Source organism: Methylobacterium brachiatum (assembly GCF_900113845.1).
GTDB lineage: Bacteria > Pseudomonadota > Alphaproteobacteria > Rhizobiales > Beijerinckiaceae > Methylobacterium > Methylobacterium brachiatum.
Genome location: NZ_FOQW01000025.1, coordinates 18356 through 35068, shown reverse-complemented (window position 1 = coordinate 35068; position 16713 = coordinate 18356). Strand labels below are relative to the sequence as shown.

At 71.3% G+C, this 16713-nt stretch carries 14 protein-coding genes, 1 tRNA gene and 1 pseudogene; 11 read left to right on the top strand and 5 right to left on the bottom strand.

Annotation, left to right across the window (positions count from 1 at the left end; all coding sequences use genetic code 11):
• Positions 1–19: 19 nt before the first annotated feature.
• From BMZ47_RS25110 to BMZ47_RS25090, 5 genes are all read right to left on the bottom strand, one after another.
• Positions 20–475, bottom strand: a complete 456-nt coding sequence (locus tag BMZ47_RS25110; RefSeq protein ID WP_091864824.1) for a carboxymuconolactone decarboxylase family protein — start codon at positions 473–475, stop codon at positions 20–22.
• Between the two features lie 231 nt (positions 476–706).
• Positions 707–943: a hypothetical protein gene (locus BMZ47_RS25105; RefSeq protein WP_007563043.1), complete on the bottom strand. Its 237-nt coding sequence runs from the start codon at positions 941–943 to the stop codon at positions 707–709.
• On the bottom strand, positions 940–1467 hold the full coding sequence (locus tag BMZ47_RS25100; protein ID WP_091864822.1) for a hypothetical protein: 528 nt from the start codon (positions 1465–1467) through the stop codon (positions 940–942). Before BMZ47_RS25100 ends, BMZ47_RS25105 begins: the two co-directional genes overlap by 4 nt.
• A gap of 82 nt (positions 1468–1549) precedes the next feature.
• Positions 1550–2530: an amidohydrolase family protein gene (locus BMZ47_RS25095; RefSeq protein ID WP_091864820.1), complete on the bottom strand. Its 981-nt coding sequence runs from the start codon at positions 2528–2530 to the stop codon at positions 1550–1552.
• A gap of 141 nt (positions 2531–2671) precedes the next feature.
• Positions 2672–2764, bottom strand: a tRNA-Sec gene (locus BMZ47_RS25090).
• 638 nt (positions 2765–3402) lie between these two features.
• Here BMZ47_RS25090 and BMZ47_RS25085 point away from each other — a divergent pair.
• The 11 genes and pseudogenes from BMZ47_RS25085 (at position 3403) to BMZ47_RS25035 (ending at position 16675) form a co-directional block, all read left to right on the top strand.
• Positions 3403–5916, top strand: a complete 2514-nt coding sequence (locus BMZ47_RS25085) for an ATP-binding protein (RefSeq protein ID WP_091864818.1) — start codon at positions 3403–3405, stop codon at positions 5914–5916.
• Positions 5913–7277, top strand: a complete 1365-nt coding sequence (gene ntrX / locus BMZ47_RS25080) for a nitrogen assimilation response regulator NtrX (protein ID WP_007563035.1) — start codon at positions 5913–5915, stop codon at positions 7275–7277. The genes BMZ47_RS25085 and ntrX overlap by 4 nt, the downstream gene beginning before the upstream one ends.
• A 230-nt stretch (positions 7278–7507) precedes the next feature.
• Positions 7508–7759, top strand: coding sequence for an RNA chaperone Hfq (gene hfq / locus BMZ47_RS25075; RefSeq protein ID WP_007563033.1), 252 nt, complete (start codon positions 7508–7510; stop codon positions 7757–7759).
• Positions 7760–8120: 361 nt separating this feature from the next.
• Complete coding sequence (hflX, locus tag BMZ47_RS25070; RefSeq protein WP_007563027.1) at positions 8121–9542, top strand: GTPase HflX; 1422 nt, start codon at positions 8121–8123, stop codon at positions 9540–9542.
• An 83-nt stretch (positions 9543–9625) separates the two neighbouring features.
• Positions 9626–10124, top strand: a pseudogene (gene soxR, locus BMZ47_RS25065) (redox-sensitive transcriptional activator SoxR).
• Positions 10125–10167: 43 nt separating this feature from the next.
• The gene (locus BMZ47_RS25060; RefSeq protein ID WP_091864816.1) at positions 10168–11640 is read left to right on the top strand and encodes an MFS transporter; all 1473 of its coding nucleotides are present in this window, start codon (positions 10168–10170) and stop codon (positions 11638–11640) included.
• A gap of 170 nt (positions 11641–11810) precedes the next feature.
• The gene (locus tag BMZ47_RS25055) at positions 11811–13082 is read left to right on the top strand and encodes an adenylate/guanylate cyclase domain-containing protein (protein WP_244536934.1); all 1272 of its coding nucleotides are present in this window, start codon (positions 11811–11813) and stop codon (positions 13080–13082) included.
• Between the two features lie 48 nt (positions 13083–13130).
• Positions 13131–13367, top strand: a complete 237-nt coding sequence (locus BMZ47_RS25050) for a hypothetical protein (protein ID WP_091864812.1) — start codon at positions 13131–13133, stop codon at positions 13365–13367.
• Positions 13368–13582: 215 nt separating this feature from the next.
• Positions 13583–14473: a putative selenate ABC transporter substrate-binding protein gene (locus BMZ47_RS25045; protein WP_091864810.1), complete on the top strand. Its 891-nt coding sequence runs from the start codon at positions 13583–13585 to the stop codon at positions 14471–14473.
• Positions 14474–14477: 4 nt separating this feature from the next.
• On the top strand, positions 14478–15152 hold the full coding sequence (locus tag BMZ47_RS25040) for an ATP-binding cassette domain-containing protein (protein ID WP_091864808.1): 675 nt from the start codon (positions 14478–14480) through the stop codon (positions 15150–15152).
• A complete protein-coding gene (locus tag BMZ47_RS25035) occupies positions 15152–16675 on the top strand; it encodes a PhnE/PtxC family ABC transporter permease (protein WP_091864806.1) in 1524 nt (507 codons plus the stop codon). Before BMZ47_RS25040 ends, BMZ47_RS25035 begins: the two co-directional genes overlap by 1 nt.
• Positions 16676–16713: the final 38 nt, after the last annotated feature.

The window sequence follows — 16713 nt, the reverse complement described above, 5'->3', positions numbered from 1 at the left end:
TGACGGAGCGCAGAGCCGACTAAACCTTCGCCTGGACCGGGAGGCGGAAGGGTGCGCCGAGGCGGTTGAACGCGTTCATCGCGGCGATCGTGATCGTCAGATCGACGAGATCCTTGGCCGCAAAGACCGCGCTCGCGGCGGCATACGCCTCATCGGAGGCGTGCGTCTCACTCACCAGCGTGACTTCCTCCGCCCAGGCGAGAGCGGCGCGGTACTTTTCAGGAAACAGGTGGGGCACTTCGGCCCAGACCGGAATCAGGACGACCTTCTCAAGCGGCATCGTCTTGAGAAGGTCCTTGGTGTGCAGGGCGATGCAGTACGCGCAGCCGTTGATCTGCGACACCCGCAGGAAGATGAGGTGGATCAGCTCATGGGGTAGATCGGTGCCAGTGGTGATGTAGTGATGAATGCCATAGAGCGCTTTGGCACCCTCCGGGGCCACCTCGTTCCAGACCAGTCGCTTGATCTCGCTCATGTCTCGTCCTTGTGCTCGGAGCGCCGGAGATCGACGTTCGAAGCCATGACGAGCCAGGCGACCCGGGTGTGACATGCGATGCCGCATTCTCTGACGAAGCGGATCACCGTTCAGCCGAGAGCATCTACGTCCGCTTCCAAGCAGGCCGAGCAGGTCGATTGACGACCGACATGGGTCGAAACCCGCCCTCCCAAATGCTCATGTTGATCGCGTTCAGCCCCAAAAACGGTCTCAGCGCAGGTGGCCGCTGGCGCGCAGGTCCCGCTCCACCGCCTCGTGGACGGCCTGCAGCGGGTTGTCGTTGATCGCGGCCGGCGGGAGCAGCGGCTTCATCGGGCCGGGGCGCGGATCGTGGTCGAGCCGGACCACCGGCTCCGCGCGGGCGGGGCGCGACGGCCAGCGGGCGGCGAGCCTGCGCAGAGCCGCCTGCGCGCCGGGCGGGAGGAGGGGGAACAGCGTGTCGATCATGGGGAACGGGTCGGGGCGGTTCGACGCGGCAGCGCCCGGCGCATCGAGCGGGTTTCGGGGAAACGGATCGGGCAGTCCGCCGTTCCGCCCCGGCCGAGGCGCGCCAGGTCGGGCAGGAATCGGGGGTCGGTCAGCGCGGCCGCCAGCAGAGCGAGCAGGCCGAGATGCAGGCCCGCCGCCGCGATCGGGAGGGCCTGGACGGACCAGAGCCCGATCGCGCCCGCCGCGATGAGCGGCGGCCCGGCCACGTAGACCGGCATGCGCCACGGGCCGGCCGGCCGGGCGAGGCGCCAGAAGCAGCCCGCGAAGGCCGCCAGCGCGAACCCGCCCTTGATCAGCGCCATGAAGCGGAGCACCCGCACCAGATCGGGATCGAGGGCGGCGCCGGGGGCCCGGGCCGCGAGGGCGCCGGCGCCCAGGACGGCGGCGGCGGTCAGCAGGACGAGCGCCCCGCGCGCGGAGCGTGATCGGCCGGACGCACAATCCGCGGCGGCGGGCGGGCCGAGACGTGCCAGACCCTGCATGGGCGATCTCCCGGGCGAGCGCGGCAGCGAGTCCAGGGACCGGATTCCCGGTCCGCGCGCGTCCGCTGGGCCGATATTTCGCTCAGAAGTCGTACAACCGCTTGGGATTTTCGACAAGGATCCGGTCACGGGCGGCGCGCTCGGGCACCCAGGCGGCGAGCAGGTCGAGCAGGCGGCCGTCGTCGATATCCTGCGCGGGGGCGAGATCCGTCGGCTTGCGGCCCGGTTTCGGCGTGCTGTCCGGGTGCGGCCAGTCGCTGCCCCAGACCAGCCGCTCCGGGTTCGCCGCCACCAGGGCCCGGGCGAGCGGCGCCACGTCGGGATAGTCGGGCGCCCGGGTCGAGGCGCGATAGGCACCCGACAGCTTCACCCAGGCCCGGCCGCCGCGCACGAGGTCGAGCACGTCGCCGAAGCCCGGCTGGTCGGGTCCGAGGGCTGCCTGCGCGCCGGCGAAATGGTCGAACACCACCGGCACCGGCAGGGCGGCCAGCTGCGGCTTCAGCGGGCCGATGACCGACAGGCGGGCATAGACCTGGAGGTGCCAGGGCCGCTGCCCGATCTGCTGGACCGCGCTCGCCAGGGCCTTGGCGGAGGCCGCCGGATCGAACACGCCGGCCTGTTCCAGGTTGACCCGGATGCCGCGGATGCCGGCCTCAGCCAGCGCGTCGAGCTCGGCCGGGCCGGTCCCGGCGCCGATCACCGCCACGCCGCGGGCGCGCCGGGATCCGAGCAGGCGCAATCCGTCGAGGGTGGCCGCGTTGTCGGTGCCGTAGACGCTGGGCGTCACGATCACCACGCGGTCGAGCTTGAGCGCGTGCTGGAGGGCGAGCAGGCGCTCGGGCGGATCGACCGGCGGGGTGTAGCCGCGCCCCGCCCAGAACGGGAACCTGGCCGGATCGGGGATGACGTGGACGTGGCAGTCGCACGCCCCCGGCGGGACCGCGAACGAGACCGGACTCTTGACGGTCGGCGCGGCGGCCTCTCCCGCGGCCAGGGCCGTTCTGTCGGTCAAGGCGAGGCCGTTGGCCAGAGCCAGGGCGAGCGTTTGCCGGCGTGACAGCATGGCGGGTCTCCTCCGGATCGGCGGGCGCACTTCTACGAGCGCCTCATCCGGAGCGGACCACTCAGGCGCGACACGCGCAAGGCGGCATCGGCCGCGCCCGTTACGACGCGACGGGGATGCATGCTCGGAGGCTGTGGGGCTTGGCGGAAGCGGATGGGAATCGAACCCACCGTACGCTGTTGGCGTACCACTGGTTTTGAAGACCAGGGGGGCCACCAGACCCCGTTCGCCTCCACGGGCGGGGGTACGGGGCCGTGCCGGCGGGGTCAAGGGTGGGCGTCGTCGCCACGGTCATAACGGCGCGAAAACCAGACGCGTCCGAACGCGGCCTCGCCGGCGATGCGCTGATCTGAAGCACCCGCCTTAAGAACGGGGCCGAAATCCTAGCGCTCGTGCTCCGAAGCATCGCGCCGATCCTGCCGGCTCGTGAATCAGTCGACGAAGCCGGCGGTCGCCGCGAGCATCAGCGGGCTTATGGTGGCAGCGGACAGAAACCCGTCGCTCATGCCTCAATCGCCCGCAAAGCTCACCGTGCAGCCCAATCTAGACTGCCACGCAAGAATAACCGAGGGCCACCCGCAGATGAGCGTTCCCCAACGGTCTGTGCGCGGTCGACGTGACTCGCAGCCTTGTTCACGCCCGAACCGATGCGCCGCGATTGCGCACCCGCCGCATCCAAAGGCTCAGCCTGTATGGCAGCCACTCCGCTTCGCGGTGCCGGTGACGAACATTCGCCTGGAGCCACCCCTGCGGAAGCGCCGCCGCTCACACTGAGCCGGCGCAAGATACCGGCGCCGAATGGACCACCGATCGCCTCTCCGGCGCCGCGACTCGTATTAATTCCGCCACACTGTTGTGGCCCTGCACCAGTCATGCCGTTCCTGCGACGCTCACCGCCTGTGGAAGGCCCTGCGCCGGACCCCGAGGGGGCTGCCCGTTCGTCCGCCGAGCCGGTGGCCGAGGGGGCGGGCGACGGGTCGAGGCCGCCGGCCGAGGAGACCGCGCAGGGCGCCGGCCAAGAGGCCGTTGCGCCAGAGGCCGTTGCCCAGGAAACCGCGACGCAGGAAGCGGCGTCGGAATTCTCGTCGGACCCGGACCCGGGCACGCCGCTCGCGGAGTCGCTGCGGCCGGGGCCGCGCGGGCCGGGCTGGATCGGCGCCGCCGTGGTGGTGACCGCGCTGGTCTCGGCGCTGGCGACCTTCTTGATCCTGGCCGGGGTGATCCGGGTGACGCCGACGCCGGCCTACGGCGTCACGCTGCTCGGCATCAACGCCGCCCTGGTGCTGGGGCTCGTCTTCGTGATCGCCTGGGAGGCGCGGGTCTTCCTGCACGCCCGCAAGGCCAATGCGGCGGTGGCCCGGCTGCACTCGCGCATCGTCGGCCTGTTCTCGCTGATCGCGATCCTGCCCACCGTGCTGCTCGCCGTGGTGGCGTCGGTGACCATCGACCGGGGCCTGTCGCTGGGCTTCACCGACCGGGTCCGCGACGTGGTGCTCAAATCCGTCGAGGTGGCCGACGCCTACCAGGAGAACCAGTGCCAGTCGCTGGCCCGGGAGATCCGCATCCTGGTGGACGACCTGACCCGGGCGCGCCCGAATTTCGACCGGGACCGGGCCTGGTTCGAGAACTTCCTGACCACCCGGGCGACCAATCTCGGCCTGCCGGTGGCGCAGATCATGCGCGGGCCGACCGACGTGGTCGCCCGCGCCAAGATCGACGTGCTCAAGCAGGTCCGGCTGCCCTCGGCGGCGGCCTTCGAGGAGGCGGCGACCTCCACCGACCCGATCTGCCTGCTGCCCTCGGAGGGCCGGGTCTTCGCCGCGCTCCTGCGGATGCCGGCCTACGACGACGCGGTGCTGATGGTGCAGCGGGAGGTCAGCCAGCTCGCCATCGACTTCCCGGGCGTGTCGCGGGCGGCGGCGGCCGAGTACCTGACCTACGATTCGCTCCGGCGCTCGATCCAGATCACCTTCGCGTCGGTGTTCCTGCTGATCGCCCTGATCGCCCTGCTCTCGGCGGTGTGGTTCGGGATGAACTTCGCCAACCGGTTCGTGGCGCCGATCCGGCGGCTGATCAACGCCGCCGACCAGGTCGCGTCGGGCAACTTCTACGCCCAGGTGCCGACCAAGAAGACCAGCGGCGACCTGGCCCATCTCGGCGAGAGCTTCAACAAGATGACGCAGGAGCTGCGCCGCCAGCATACCGGGCTGATCGCCGCCAACGACCTGATCGACACCCGCCGCCGGTTCACGGAGGCGGTGCTGTCGGGGGTCTCGCCCGGGGTGATCGGCCTCGACGCGGCGGGCTTCGTCACCATCGCCAACCCGGCCGCCGAGCGGATGCTCGACCTGGAGAGCGAGGCCCTGATCGGCCAGCCGCTGGCCCGGGCGGTGCCGGAACTCGCGCCTGTGCTCGCCGAGAGCGAGAGCCGCCCGCGCGCCCTCCAGCAGCAGCAGCTCCAGCTCACCCGGTCCCGGGGCGAGCGCACCGTGACGGTGCGGGTCACGAGCGAGCAGGCCCAGGGGACCTCCCGCGGCTCGGTGGTGACCCTTGACGACATCACCGACCTCGTCCAGGCGCAGCGCAGCTCCGCCTGGGGCGACGTCGCCCGCCGCATCGCCCACGAGATCAAGAACCCCCTGACCCCGATCCAGCTCTCCGCCGAGCGCATCCGGCGCAAGTACGGCAAGGTCATCACCGCCGACAAGGAGGTGTTCGACCAGTGCACCGCCACGATCGTGCGCCAGGTGGACGAGATCAAGCGCATGGTCGACGAGTTCTCGGCCTTCGCGCGGATGCCCAAGCCCGCCATCGCCCCGAACGACCTGACCGAGATCGCCAAGCAGAACCTGTTCATGATGCGCGTGGCGCATCCGGACATCGATTTCGCGTTCTCGGCGCAGGGCGGCGCCGGCAGCGCGGAGAAGATCGTGGCGGCCTTCGACATCCGGCTGCTCAGCCAGGTGATCACCAACATCCTGAAGAACGCCGTCGAGGCGGTGGCCGAGGTGCCGCCGGCCGAGCTCGGCAAGGGCAAGATCGCCCTGAGCCTGGCGGTCGAGGACGGTTTCGCGGTGATCACGGTCACCGACAACGGCAAGGGTTTTCCGGTGGAGGGGCGCCAGCGGCTGCTCGAGCCCTACATGACCACACGCGAGGGTGGCACGGGGCTGGGGCTTGCTATCGTCAGCAAGGTGCTTGAGGAGCACGGCGGTGGGATCGCGTTGAACGACAATCCCGCCGGCCGTGGTGGGCAGGTTCAGATGCGGGTCCCGCGCGAGCACGGGCCCGAGCCGTCCGCCTCGGGCCCGCAGACCAGTCCCGTCACGACAGAGGAGAAGGGCGCCGCACCGACGGCCCCCCGGATCGCGGAGATGCACGCATGAGCGCCGATATCCTGATTGTCGACGACGAGGCCGACATCCGCGACCTCGTGGCGGGCATCCTCGACGACGAGGGCCACCGCTGCCGCACGGCCGGCGGCTCCGACGAGGCGCTCGCCGCCATCGAGGCGCGCCGGCCGCACCTGGTCTTCCTGGACATCTGGCTGCAGGGCTCGCGCCTCGACGGCCTGCAGGTGCTCGACCTGATCAAGGCGGCCAATCCCGACCTGCCGGTGGTGATGATCTCGGGCCACGGCAACATCGAGACCGCGGTCTCGGCCATCAAGGCGGGCGCCTACGACTTCATCGAGAAGCCGTTCAAGGCCGACCGGCTGATCCTGGTGGCCGAGCGCGCGCTGGAAGCCTCCCGGCTCCGGCGCGAGGTCCGCGACCTGACGGCGCGCTCGGGCAATCCCAACCGCATCGTCGGCGGCTCGCTGGCGATCAACCAGCTGCGCCAGACCATCGACCGGGTGGCGCCGACCAACGCCCGGGTGATGATCACCGGGGCGCTGGGCTCCGGCAAGGAGCTCGCCGCGCGCAGCCTGCACAAGGCCTCGGCGCGCGCGAACGGCCCGTTCGTGCTGCTCAACGCGGCCGCGATCCTGCCCGAGACGATGGAGGCGGAGCTGTTCGGGGTCGAGGGCGAATCCGGCCGGCGGGTCGGCGCCCTGGAGGAGGCCCATGGCGGCACCCTCTACCTCGACGAGGTCGCCGACATGCCCCGCGAGACCCAGAACCGGATCCTGCGCGTCCTCGTCGACCAGAACTTCCAACGGGTCGGCGGCACCACCCGGGTGCATGTCGACGTGCGCATCATCTCGTCCTCGTCCCGGGACCTGCAGGAAGAGATCGCCGCGGGCCGGTTCCGCGAGGACCTGTTCCACCGGCTCTCGGTGGTGCCGATCCGGGTGCCGGCCCTGTCCGAGCGCCGGGAGGACGTGCCCGAGCTGATCCAGTTCTTCATGGACAACATCTCGTCCCAGACCGGCCTGCCGAAGCGGGTGATCGCCGAGGACGCGATGGCGGTGCTCCAGTCGCACAATTGGCCGGGCAACGTCCGCCAGCTTAAGAACAACGTCGAGCGGCTGATGATCCTGACCCAGGCCGACCCGGAGCAGGAGGTCACGTCCGAGATGCTGCCCTCCGAGATCGGCGCCCTGGTGCCGACCACCCCGGGGGGCGCGGGCGGCGAGAAGCTGATGAGCCTGGCGCTGCGCGAGGCCCGCGAGATCTTCGAGCGCGAGTATCTCGTGGCGCAGATCGCGCGGTTCTCGGGCAACATCTCGCGCACGGCCGAGTTCATCGGCATGGAGCGCTCGGCGCTGCACCGCAAGCTGAAGTCTCTCGGCATCGGCCCGTAGCGATCCGGGGCGGCCGGGTTTTTGCAGGCGCAGTCTCGGCGCGGACCGTGAAAGAGGCGCCGATCCGTTACGGATCGGCGGGCGCGGGCCTTGCTTGCCCCCACGCTTTCACGCGGTCATGCTGTATATCCGGTCCGGGCGGGATGATCGGACGATCCCGCGCGTGACGGACCCAACGTTGCGTACCCAACCCGGGCCTTTCGCGCCGGGACAACAAGAAGGCAAAGAAGATGGCGGGCGAACGCGCACAGAACCTTCAGGACACGTTCCTCAATCATGTCCGCAAGAACAAGATCCCGCTGACCATCTTCCTCGTCAACGGCGTCAAGCTCCAGGGCGTGGTCACCTGGTTCGACAATTTCTGCGTGCTGCTGCGCCGGGATGGCCACTCGCAGCTGGTCTACAAGCACGCGATCTCGACGATCATGCCGGGCCACCCGGTGCAGCTGTTCGAGCCGGACGAGACCGCCGAGAAGGCATGATGTGTTGAGGGGCGATCGGCTCGCGCGCTCTGAGGCCGCGATTCGCCGGCAGCGGGCGGCGAATCCCAAACCTATCCCGATCATCCCCCTCATCCTAAGGTGCTGCGTTAGCGGCCTCGAAGGCGGCCTCCGGGGATCGCGCGGCCGGCTGGAGGGCTCCTTCGAGGTCTTTCCGCGCTCCGTCGCCTCCGGATAAGGGCGCGGGTGGGATAGATCGCGCCGAGCGGGCCTCCGGATTCCGATCGCTCCGATCCCAACCTCTTGAATCCCGGCATCTTGGCCCGGCCCCGCCCAATCCCCATCTCGGACAATCCGACTTCTCGAACGAAGCCGTCCGTGCGCGGGCGGCGTTAAAGGTTGCATGAGCGAGACGCTGACGTCCGGCGAGGCCCGGCTCCAGGCACAGGCCGCGCCCGAGGGCGAGATCGCCGCGGCGACCCATACCCTGGTGATCGGGCCCTATCTGGCGCGCGGCGCGCACGGGCCGGGGGTGCCGGGCAACGGCGCCGCCCATCCGACCCGCTCCGTCGAGGCGCGCCTCGACGAGGCCACCGGGCTCGCCGCCGCCATCGAGCTCGACGTGGTCGAGAGCCTGGCGATCAGCCTGCCGCGCATCCGCCCCTCGACCTATCTCGGCAAGGGCCGGGTCGAGGAGATCGCCGGGCTGATCCGCGCCCGCGAGATCGGCCTCGTGGTGATGGATTGCGCGCTCTCGCCGGTGCAGCAGCGCAACCTCGAGAAGGAATGGGGCGCCAAGGTCATCGACCGCACCGGCCTGATCCTGGAGATTTTCGGGCGCCGCGCCTCGACCCGGGAGGGCACGCTCCAGGTCGAGCACGCGCACCTCGCCTACCAGAAGTCGCGGCTGGTCCGGTCCTGGACCCACCTGGAGCGGCAGCGCGGCGGCTTCGGCTTCCTGGGCGGCCCCGGCGAGACCCAGATCGAGGCCGACCGGCGCATGATCCAGGAGCGCATGACCCGGATCGAGCGCGACCTCGACGCGGTGGTGCGGACCCGCGGCCTGCACCGGCAGAGCCGCGCCCGGGTGCCCTATCCGATCGTCGCCCTGGTGGGCTACACCAATGCCGGAAAATCGAGCCTGTTCAATACCCTGACCCGGGCCGAGGTCACCGCCAAGGACATGCTGTTCGCCACCCTCGACCCCACCGCCCGGGCGACCAAGCTGCCCCACGGCGAGACCGTGATCCTGTCCGACACGGTGGGCTTCATCTCCGACCTGCCGACCCCGCTGATCGCGGCGTTCCGGGCGACCCTGGAGGACGCGATCGAGGCCGACGTGCTCCTGCACGTGCGCGACGTCAGCCACGTCGATTCCGAGGCCCAGGCCGAGGATGTCGGCGAGGTGCTGCGCGAGCTCGGCATCGAGACCACGGCCGAGCGGATCATCGAGGTCTGGAACAAGTCCGACCTCCTGGATGACGACGAGCGGACCCGGCTGATGAATCTCAGCGGCCAGTCCAAGGCCCGCAACGACCGCGACAGCGACGCGCCGGTCCTGGTCTCGGCGCTGACCGGGGAGGGGCTCGCCGCGCTCACCGCCCGGATCGAGGCGCGGATCGGCCGCCACCGGGCGAGCTTCGCGGTGTCGCTGCCGCCCGAGGACGGGGCGGCGCTCAACTGGCTCTACGAGAACGCCGAGATCCTCGACCGGCGCGCCGAGGCCGACGGCACCCTGCACCTCGCGATCCGGATCGCCCCCGAGAAGGAGCCGCGCTTCCTCAACCGGTTCAGCGCGGCCCGGCGTCTCGACCGGGGGGCGTGATCGACCGGCGCGATCCTTTGAAACCTCTACCTTTGTCACGGTAAGAGGGGGTGTCGGCCGTGTAGAGCCGACGGGACGCAGCGATGCCGGATCGAGCTGGTCGGGAACTCAGCGTCGGCGAGGTCGCCCGACGGGCCGGCGTACCGGTCTCGACCCTGCATTTCTACGAGGCACAGGGTCTCATCCGGAACCGGCGGCAACCAGCGGCGTTATCCGCGCTCGGTCCTGCGCCTGATCGCCATCATCCGGGTGGCGCAACGCACCGGGATCCCGCTGGCGCAGATCAAGGATCGCCTCGACCGGCTGCCGAGCGACCGGCCGGTCACGGCCGCGGACTGGGCGAGCCTGTCGAGCGCGTGGCGAACGGACCTGGACGCGCGCATCACCCTGCTCACGCGGCTGCGCGACCAGCTCACCGCCTGCATCGGCTGCGGCTGCCTCTCCGCCACCGAATGTCCGCTCCGCAACCCCGGCGACATCGCCGCCGGCAAGGGGCCGGGCGCACGCCTGTTCGATCTGGCGGTCGCACCGGGCGGGAACGACCCGGACGATGCGCCCGCCCTTGACCTCAACAAAGGGTGAGGTTTTACAAGCTTGGCCGACCCGAATCGTCGAGGGCGTCGGCATGCACAACCATACGCTGGAACAATCGCGGGCCTCGGAGCACCGCGGCGGGATAGGCGACCCCCGATCGCCCGCGCCGGACGAGGCGCATCTGTTCGCCGGCCGGAACGGCATCTTCGCCACCGTGCTGGCCGCCGGCGTCACGCTGCATGCCGTCAACATGTACGTCGTCACCACGGTCATGCCGTCCGTGGTCGCCGAGATCGGCGGCCTCGATTTCTATGCCTGGGCGACGACGCTCTTCGTCTTGGCGTCGATCCTCGCGGCCGCGCTGACGGCCCGCCTCCTCAGGGGCTTCGGCCCGCGAGGCGCCTATGCCATCGCGGCGGCACTGTTCGCCGCCGGCACGCTGATCGCCTCGCTCGCCCCGGACATCACCGTCCTGCTCGCCGGGCGGGCGATCCAGGGACTGGGCGGCGGCTTCCTCTACGCCCTCGCCTATGCGGTGATCCGCCTGGTCTTCCCGCCCGCGCTCTGGGCGCGTGCCATCGGCCTGATCGCCACGGTCTTCGGCATCGCCACGCAGGTCGGACCGGCGCTGGGCGGCCTGTTCGCCGAGCATCACGCCTGGCGGGCGGCGTTCTGGTCACTGCTGCCGTTCACCGCCGCTTTCGTGGTCGGTGCGCTCGCGAGCCTGCCGAAGTGCAGCCCGGACCGCAAGGAACGCTCCCCGATCGCCTATCCGCAGTTGATCCTGCTCACGGCGGCCGTCCTGGTCGTGTCCGCCGGCAGCCTCTCGCCCGAGCCCCGATGGAACCTCGCGGGGCTCGGCGCGGCCATCCTGCTGATCGGCCTGATCGGGCTGATCGAGCGCGGCGCCAGGGCTCGCCTGCTGCCGCGCGGCGCGTTCAGCCTCCGGGCGCCGCTCGGCGCGGTCTATCTGATGATCGCCCTGCTGATGATCGGCATGCAGCCGGAGATCTTCGTGTCCTATCTGCTGCAGGTGCTGCACGATCAGCCGCCCCTCCGGGCCGGATACCTGGCGGCCCTGATGGCGATCGGCTGGACGGTCGGAGCATTCCTGAGCGCCCGCTGGCAGGCGCGGGCGGCCCGGCCGTTGCTCCTCCTCGGCCCGCTCCTCGGGGTCGCGGGGCTCGGCCTGTTCGGCCTGTTCATGCCGATCCGGAGCGGCGGGCAGGAAACCGTCGTCGGTGCCATCTGCCTGGGGCTGATCCTGATCGGGCTGGGCATCGGCCTGGCCTGGCCCGGCCTCGTCACCCGCGTCTACCGCTTCGCACCGGAGACCGAGCAGGATCTGGCCTCCGGCGGCATGACCACCGTGCAGCTGTTTTCCGTCGCGTTCGGCACGGCCGCGGCCGGCATGGTCGCGAACCTCGCCGGCATCGCCGAGCCGGGAGGCGTGCCGGGCGCGGAACGGGCAGCGCTCTGGCTGGCCGGGATCTTCGCCACCGCGCCAGCGCTCGGAATCGGGCTGGCGCTGCGCATCGGTCGCCTGTCCCCGAACGAAGGCTGAGCCTGCCGCGGCTCCGAGGCCGTGCTCGAAAGCCTGCGCCGCCGAACCGGTATCCCCTTCGGCGGCGCGTGCCCTATACGGTATGATGCCGTGCGGAGAGCGGCGGCACAATCGGGTTCATGGCGGGCAGTAGGCGGACGGCGCGGGATCGCTCTGCGCGCAAGGCGGAGGTGGCCGAAGACGACGCCGCGGTCCTGCGCGCCATGCAGGCGGGCGGCGGCTTGCGGCTTCTCGGGCTGCGGATCGTGATCGTGCTGGTGCTGCTGATGGCGGCCCAGGCCTATGACGGCTCGCTGCACGCCCTGAGCCACTGGTTCATCCTCGGCCTCTACGGCGTCGGCACGATCTGGTTCGGGCTGGGCGAGCGGGGCGGGGGGCCCGCGGCGGCGGCCTATAGCTGGGCCGGGACGCTGCTCAATGCCGGGCTCGCCGTCTACGTGATCATCGAGCACATGCTGGCCGGCGGTGGGGCCGGCCTCGGCGCCGACGCGGTGAGCCGCCTGCCGGCCTTCCTGCTCCTGCTCCAGACCGGCCTGAGCATGCGGGTCGCCCAGACCCTGCTGTTCTGCGGGGTGGTAACCGCCTGCTGGACCGCAACCTTCCTGGTCGGGCTGGCCTGGCCGGACCTGTTCCCGGGGCCGGATTCCTTCCCGACCGCGCAGATCACCGGGCTCGCCACCTTCGTGGCGGCCGGCCTGCTGGTGATCGACGGCGTGGTCCGCCTGCGCGACGCCGTCACCCGGGCCCTGCGCATGGAGCACGAGCGCGCCCAGCTCGCCCGGTTCGTGCCCGACACGGTCGCTCTCGATCTGGCCGCCGAGGACGCGGACGCCGCCATGGGCATCCACCGGCGCCACGCCTGCCTGATGGTCCTCGACATCCGCGGCTTCTCGCGGCTGAGCCGGGAGCATCCGCCCGAGGCGATGGTGACGGCCCTGCTCGCCGTCCGGGCCGCCGCCCAGGCCGCGGTGGCCGAGCAGGGCGGCCTCGTGGACAAGTATGTCGGCGACGCGGTGCTGGTGCAGTTCGTGGTCGGACGCCCCCGGGCGCAGGCCCGGGCGGCGCTCGCCTGCGCCCTGTCGCTCCAGGACCGCATCGCCGCCCTCAACGAAGCGCGGGAGAAGGAGGGGCTGTTCACCCTGCGGGTCGTGGTCGCCCTGCATGCCGGCGACCTTCTGGTCGGCGTGTTCGATGACGGGGTGCGGGCCGAGTACACGGTGCTGGGCCCGGCCATGAACGCCCTGTCGCGCCTGGAGGCCCGGGCCAAGGCGGCCGAGATCGGGATCGCCGCCTCGGGGGATTTCCTGGACCTGCTCGGGGGGCCGCTGCCGCCCCGCATCCGGGCCGTCCCGGTGCCGGATGCGCGCGATGCGCAGCCCGCCTTGTTCGCCGTGGTGGAGACGCCCGAGGCCCGGGGCGTCCCGGAACAAGCGCGCGGCTGATCCGTTCGGATCGGCGCGGCGCAGGGTCGCGGAAAGTCCGATCACCCCATGAACAAGATCCTCCTCGGCGCGACCCTCGCGCTCGGCCTCGTCCTCGGCGCCGCCAGCCCGACCCTCGCGGCCCCCGGCGACGGCCTCGACCGGAACGCCGCCGCCACCGGCAACAGCAATTTCGGCGGCATGCACCGCGGCGCCCGGATGACCTCCCGGGGCGTGATGCGCAGCCGCCATCACATGATGCGCCGGCACCACCGCCACCACATGATGCGCCGCCATTACCGCTGATCGTCTCGCCCCGTGCCTGCACGTCCTGCGGGCAGGCACGAGGGCCGGATGACCGGCGCCCGAAGATGTCGGCCGCCGGAGCCGCGTACCGAACGACGGCTTCTGGTTCTCGGAACACGGGGGCGCCATCAAAGCTCTGGCGCATCGTCTTGAATCCGATATCCAGGGCACCGCACGAGGCGCGCCGGACGCGGGCGCGATGCGGTGGAGGATCCATGCCGGGACTGGGACGGGTGGGGCGGTTCGCCCTGGGATTGGTTTCGCTCGCGCTCGGCACGGCCGCGCAGGCCCAGCCGACCAAGCCGGTCCCGCCCCTGGTCTTCACCGGCATCCCCGACCAGGACGAGAGCCGTCTGGTCGAGCGCTTCGGCAAGGTCGCGACCTATCTCGAGGCCAAGCTCGGCGTCCCGGTGCGCTACATCCCGGTCAAGAGCTACCCGGCGGCGGTGACCGCCTTCACCAACGGCCAGGTGCAGCTCGCCTGGTTCGGCGGCTTCACCGGGGTCCAGGCGCGCCGCGCCGTGCCGGGCTCCCAGGCGATCGCCCAGGGCGCCGAGGACGCGGCGTTCAAGACCTACCTGATCGCCCATGCCGGGAGCGGGCTGGAGCCCAGCAAGGATTTCCCGAAGGCCATCGCCGGCAAGACCTTCACGTTCGGCGCCCGGGCCTCGACCTCCGGGCGGCTGATGCCGGAATACTTCATCCGCCAGGCCTTCCCGGGGAAGAATCCGGAGCAGGTGTTTGCCCGGGTCGGGTTCTCCGGCGACCACAGCCGCACGATCCAGCTGGTGCAGTCCGGCGCCTTCGCGGTCGGCGCCGTCGACTACTCGGTCTGGGATCTCGACACGAAGGCCGGCAAGGTCGACCCGAAGGCGGTGTCGGTGATCTGGGAGAGCCCGACCTTCCCGGACTACCAATGGACCGTGCGGGGCGACGTGGACCGGACCTACGGCCCCGGCTTCACCGAGAAACTCAAGGACGCCCTCGTCGGCGTCACCGACCCGGCGATCCTGGAGCCGTTCGGGCGCTCGAAGTTCATCCCGGTGACCAACGCCGCCTACGAGCCCCTGGTCGAGGTCGGCCGCTCCACCGGCCTGCTGGATTGAGGCGGTGCCGGACGGGTCCCGGACGGCGATCCTCCTGGCGAACGCCTCCGCCGCCTATGGCGGCCGCACGGTCCTGTCGGGCATCGACCTGACGGTGCAGAGGGGCGAGCGCGTCGCCCTGATGGGCCGCTCCGGCGCCGGCAAGTCGACCCTGATCGGGTTGATCCAGGCCCAGGCGCCCGACAGGGTCGCTTTGGTGCCGCAGGCCGCCGCCCTGGTTCGGACCCTGTCGGTGTTCCACAACGTCTATATGGGCCGGCTCGACCGGCGCTCGACCCTGCACAACCTGCGCAATCTGGTCCGCCCGGCCAAGGCCGACATCGCCGCCGTGCAAGGGATCCTCGACCGGGTCGGGCTGGCGGACACGCTCTGGGCGAAGGCCGGGGAGCTCTCCGGCGGCCAGCAGCAGCGCGTCTCGGTGGCCCGCGCCCTCTATAACGGCCGGCCGATCCTGGTGGGCGACGAGCCGGTCTCGGCCCTGGACCGCCAGCAGGGCTCCCGGGTGCTGGCCGAGATGGCGGCGAGCCACGAGACCCTGATCCTGGCGCTCCACGACGTGGCCCTGGCCCTCGCCCAGACCGACCGGATCGTGGTGCTGGAGGCCGGCCGGATCGTCCTCGACGCCCCGGCCCAGGCGCTCGATCCGGAACGGCTGCGCCCCTTCTACGAGGCCGCCTGATGCGCCTCGCCGTGCCGCGGCCCGGCTACGCGGCGGTGAGCCGCTGGTTCCTGGCGGCCGCGCTGGCGGGCCTGCTGGTCGCGGATCTGCACGTCACCACCCTGCACCCCTTCGCCGACCTCGCCCGCCTGCTCGACGGCCTGGTCCGGCCGGACTTCCCGTCGGTGGAGGGCTGGAGCGTCGTCTACACGGTGGCCTTCGCGGTGCTCGGCGTCGGGCTCGGGGCCGGGAGCGGCCTGCTGCTGGCGATCCCGTTCGCCCGCTCGCGGACCGTGCGGCTCGCCTGCGCGGGCCTGCGCGCCGTGCACGAGCTGTTCTGGGCGCTGCTGCTGATGCAGGTCTTCGGCCTCTCGGCCACGACCGGCGTTCTCGCCATCGCGCTGCCCTACGCGGGCATCTGCGCCAAGGTCTATGCCGAGATCATCGAGGAGGCCGACCTCGCCGCGCTCCGGGTGCTGCCCGCGGGCACGGGCACGGTCTCGGCCTTCCTGTATGCCCGCCTGCCCGAGGTGGCCGGGCGGCTGCGCGACTACACCCTCTACCGGCTCGAATGCGGCCTGCGCTCCAGCCTGGTCCTCGGCTTCATCGGCCTGCCGACCATGGGCTTCTACCTCGAATCCGCCTTCCGCCAGGGCCGCTACGCCGAGGCCGGGGCGCTGCTCCTGGTGTTCTACGGGCTGATCGGCACCCGCCGGCTCTGGATCCGGGGCTGGACCGTGCCGCTCCTGCTCGCCGCCGCCCCCCTGGCCCTGCCCCCGGCGATCGGCAACGCGGCCATCGGGGCGAGCCTCGCGCGCTTCCTCGGCCACGACATCGTGCCGGCGCCCCTGCGCGGCGCCGCGCTCGCCGAGCCCGAGACCTGGGCGCGGCTCTGGTCCTGGCTGCGCCCGATCCTCGCCGACCAGATCCTGCCGGGCACGATCCAGACCCTGATCCTGGCGCAGATCGCCCTGGCGGCGACCGCGCTCGGGGCGCTGGTCCTGTTCCCGCTCACCGCACGGCGCTTCGCCGGGCCCCTCGGACGGCCGCTCGGGCGCGTGCTCCTCGTGGTGGTGCGCTCGACCCCGGAATACATGCTGGCCTATTGCGGCCTGCAGCTGCTGGGCCCCTCAATGCTGCCGGCGATCCTCGCGCTGGCGCTGCACAATGCCGGGATCGTCGCCTACCTGATGGGCCGGCACGCCGACGCGCTGCCCTACCGGGCCGACGCGCCCACGGGGCTGAACCTCTACGCCTACGAGACGGTGCCGCGCCTCTACGGGCAGTTCCTGGCCTACCTGCTCTACCGCTGGGAGCTCATCCTGCGCGAGAGCGCGATCTTCGGCATCCTAGGGGTGACGACTTTGGGCTTCTACGTCGACGCCGCGATCTCGGAGCTGCGCCTCGACGTGGCCGTGGTGCTGATCGCCGCCACCGCCGGCGTGACCGTGGCGGTGGACGCCCTTTCCCGGGGCCTGCGCCGCTCCCTGCGCATCGACACCCTGCCGACCCGCCTGTCCGGGCCGCAGCCCGTGGCGGGCTGACGGGATCCGGACCGGGCGAACCCAGTCCTTTCAAGGCC

Excerpts from the sequence above, each read along its gene's own strand:
- BMZ47_RS25110 (WP_091864824.1), bottom strand. The coding sequence starts at position 475 with ATGAGCGAGATCAAGCGACTGGTCTGGAACGAGGTGGCCCCGGAGGGT.
- BMZ47_RS25105 (WP_007563043.1), bottom strand. The coding sequence starts at position 943 with ATGATCGACACGCTGTTCCCCCTCCTCCCGCCCGGCGCGCAGGCGGCT.
- BMZ47_RS25100 (WP_091864822.1), bottom strand. The coding sequence starts at position 1,467 with ATGCAGGGTCTGGCACGTCTCGGCCCGCCCGCCGCCGCGGATTGTGCG.
- BMZ47_RS25095 (WP_091864820.1), bottom strand. The coding sequence starts at position 2,530 with ATGCTGTCACGCCGGCAAACGCTCGCCCTGGCTCTGGCCAACGGCCTC.
- BMZ47_RS25085 (WP_091864818.1), top strand. The coding sequence starts at position 3,403 with ATGCCGTTCCTGCGACGCTCACCGCCTGTGGAAGGCCCTGCGCCGGAC.
- ntrX (WP_007563035.1), top strand. The coding sequence starts at position 5,913 with ATGAGCGCCGATATCCTGATTGTCGACGACGAGGCCGACATCCGCGAC.
- hfq (WP_007563033.1), top strand. The coding sequence starts at position 7,508 with ATGGCGGGCGAACGCGCACAGAACCTTCAGGACACGTTCCTCAATCAT.
- hflX (WP_007563027.1), top strand. The coding sequence starts at position 8,121 with ATGAGCGAGACGCTGACGTCCGGCGAGGCCCGGCTCCAGGCACAGGCC.
- BMZ47_RS25060 (WP_091864816.1), top strand. The coding sequence starts at position 10,168 with ATGCACAACCATACGCTGGAACAATCGCGGGCCTCGGAGCACCGCGGC.
- BMZ47_RS25050 (WP_091864812.1), top strand. The coding sequence starts at position 13,131 with ATGAACAAGATCCTCCTCGGCGCGACCCTCGCGCTCGGCCTCGTCCTC.
- BMZ47_RS25045 (WP_091864810.1), top strand. The coding sequence starts at position 13,583 with ATGCCGGGACTGGGACGGGTGGGGCGGTTCGCCCTGGGATTGGTTTCG.
- BMZ47_RS25035 (WP_091864806.1), top strand. The coding sequence starts at position 15,152 with ATGCGCCTCGCCGTGCCGCGGCCCGGCTACGCGGCGGTGAGCCGCTGG.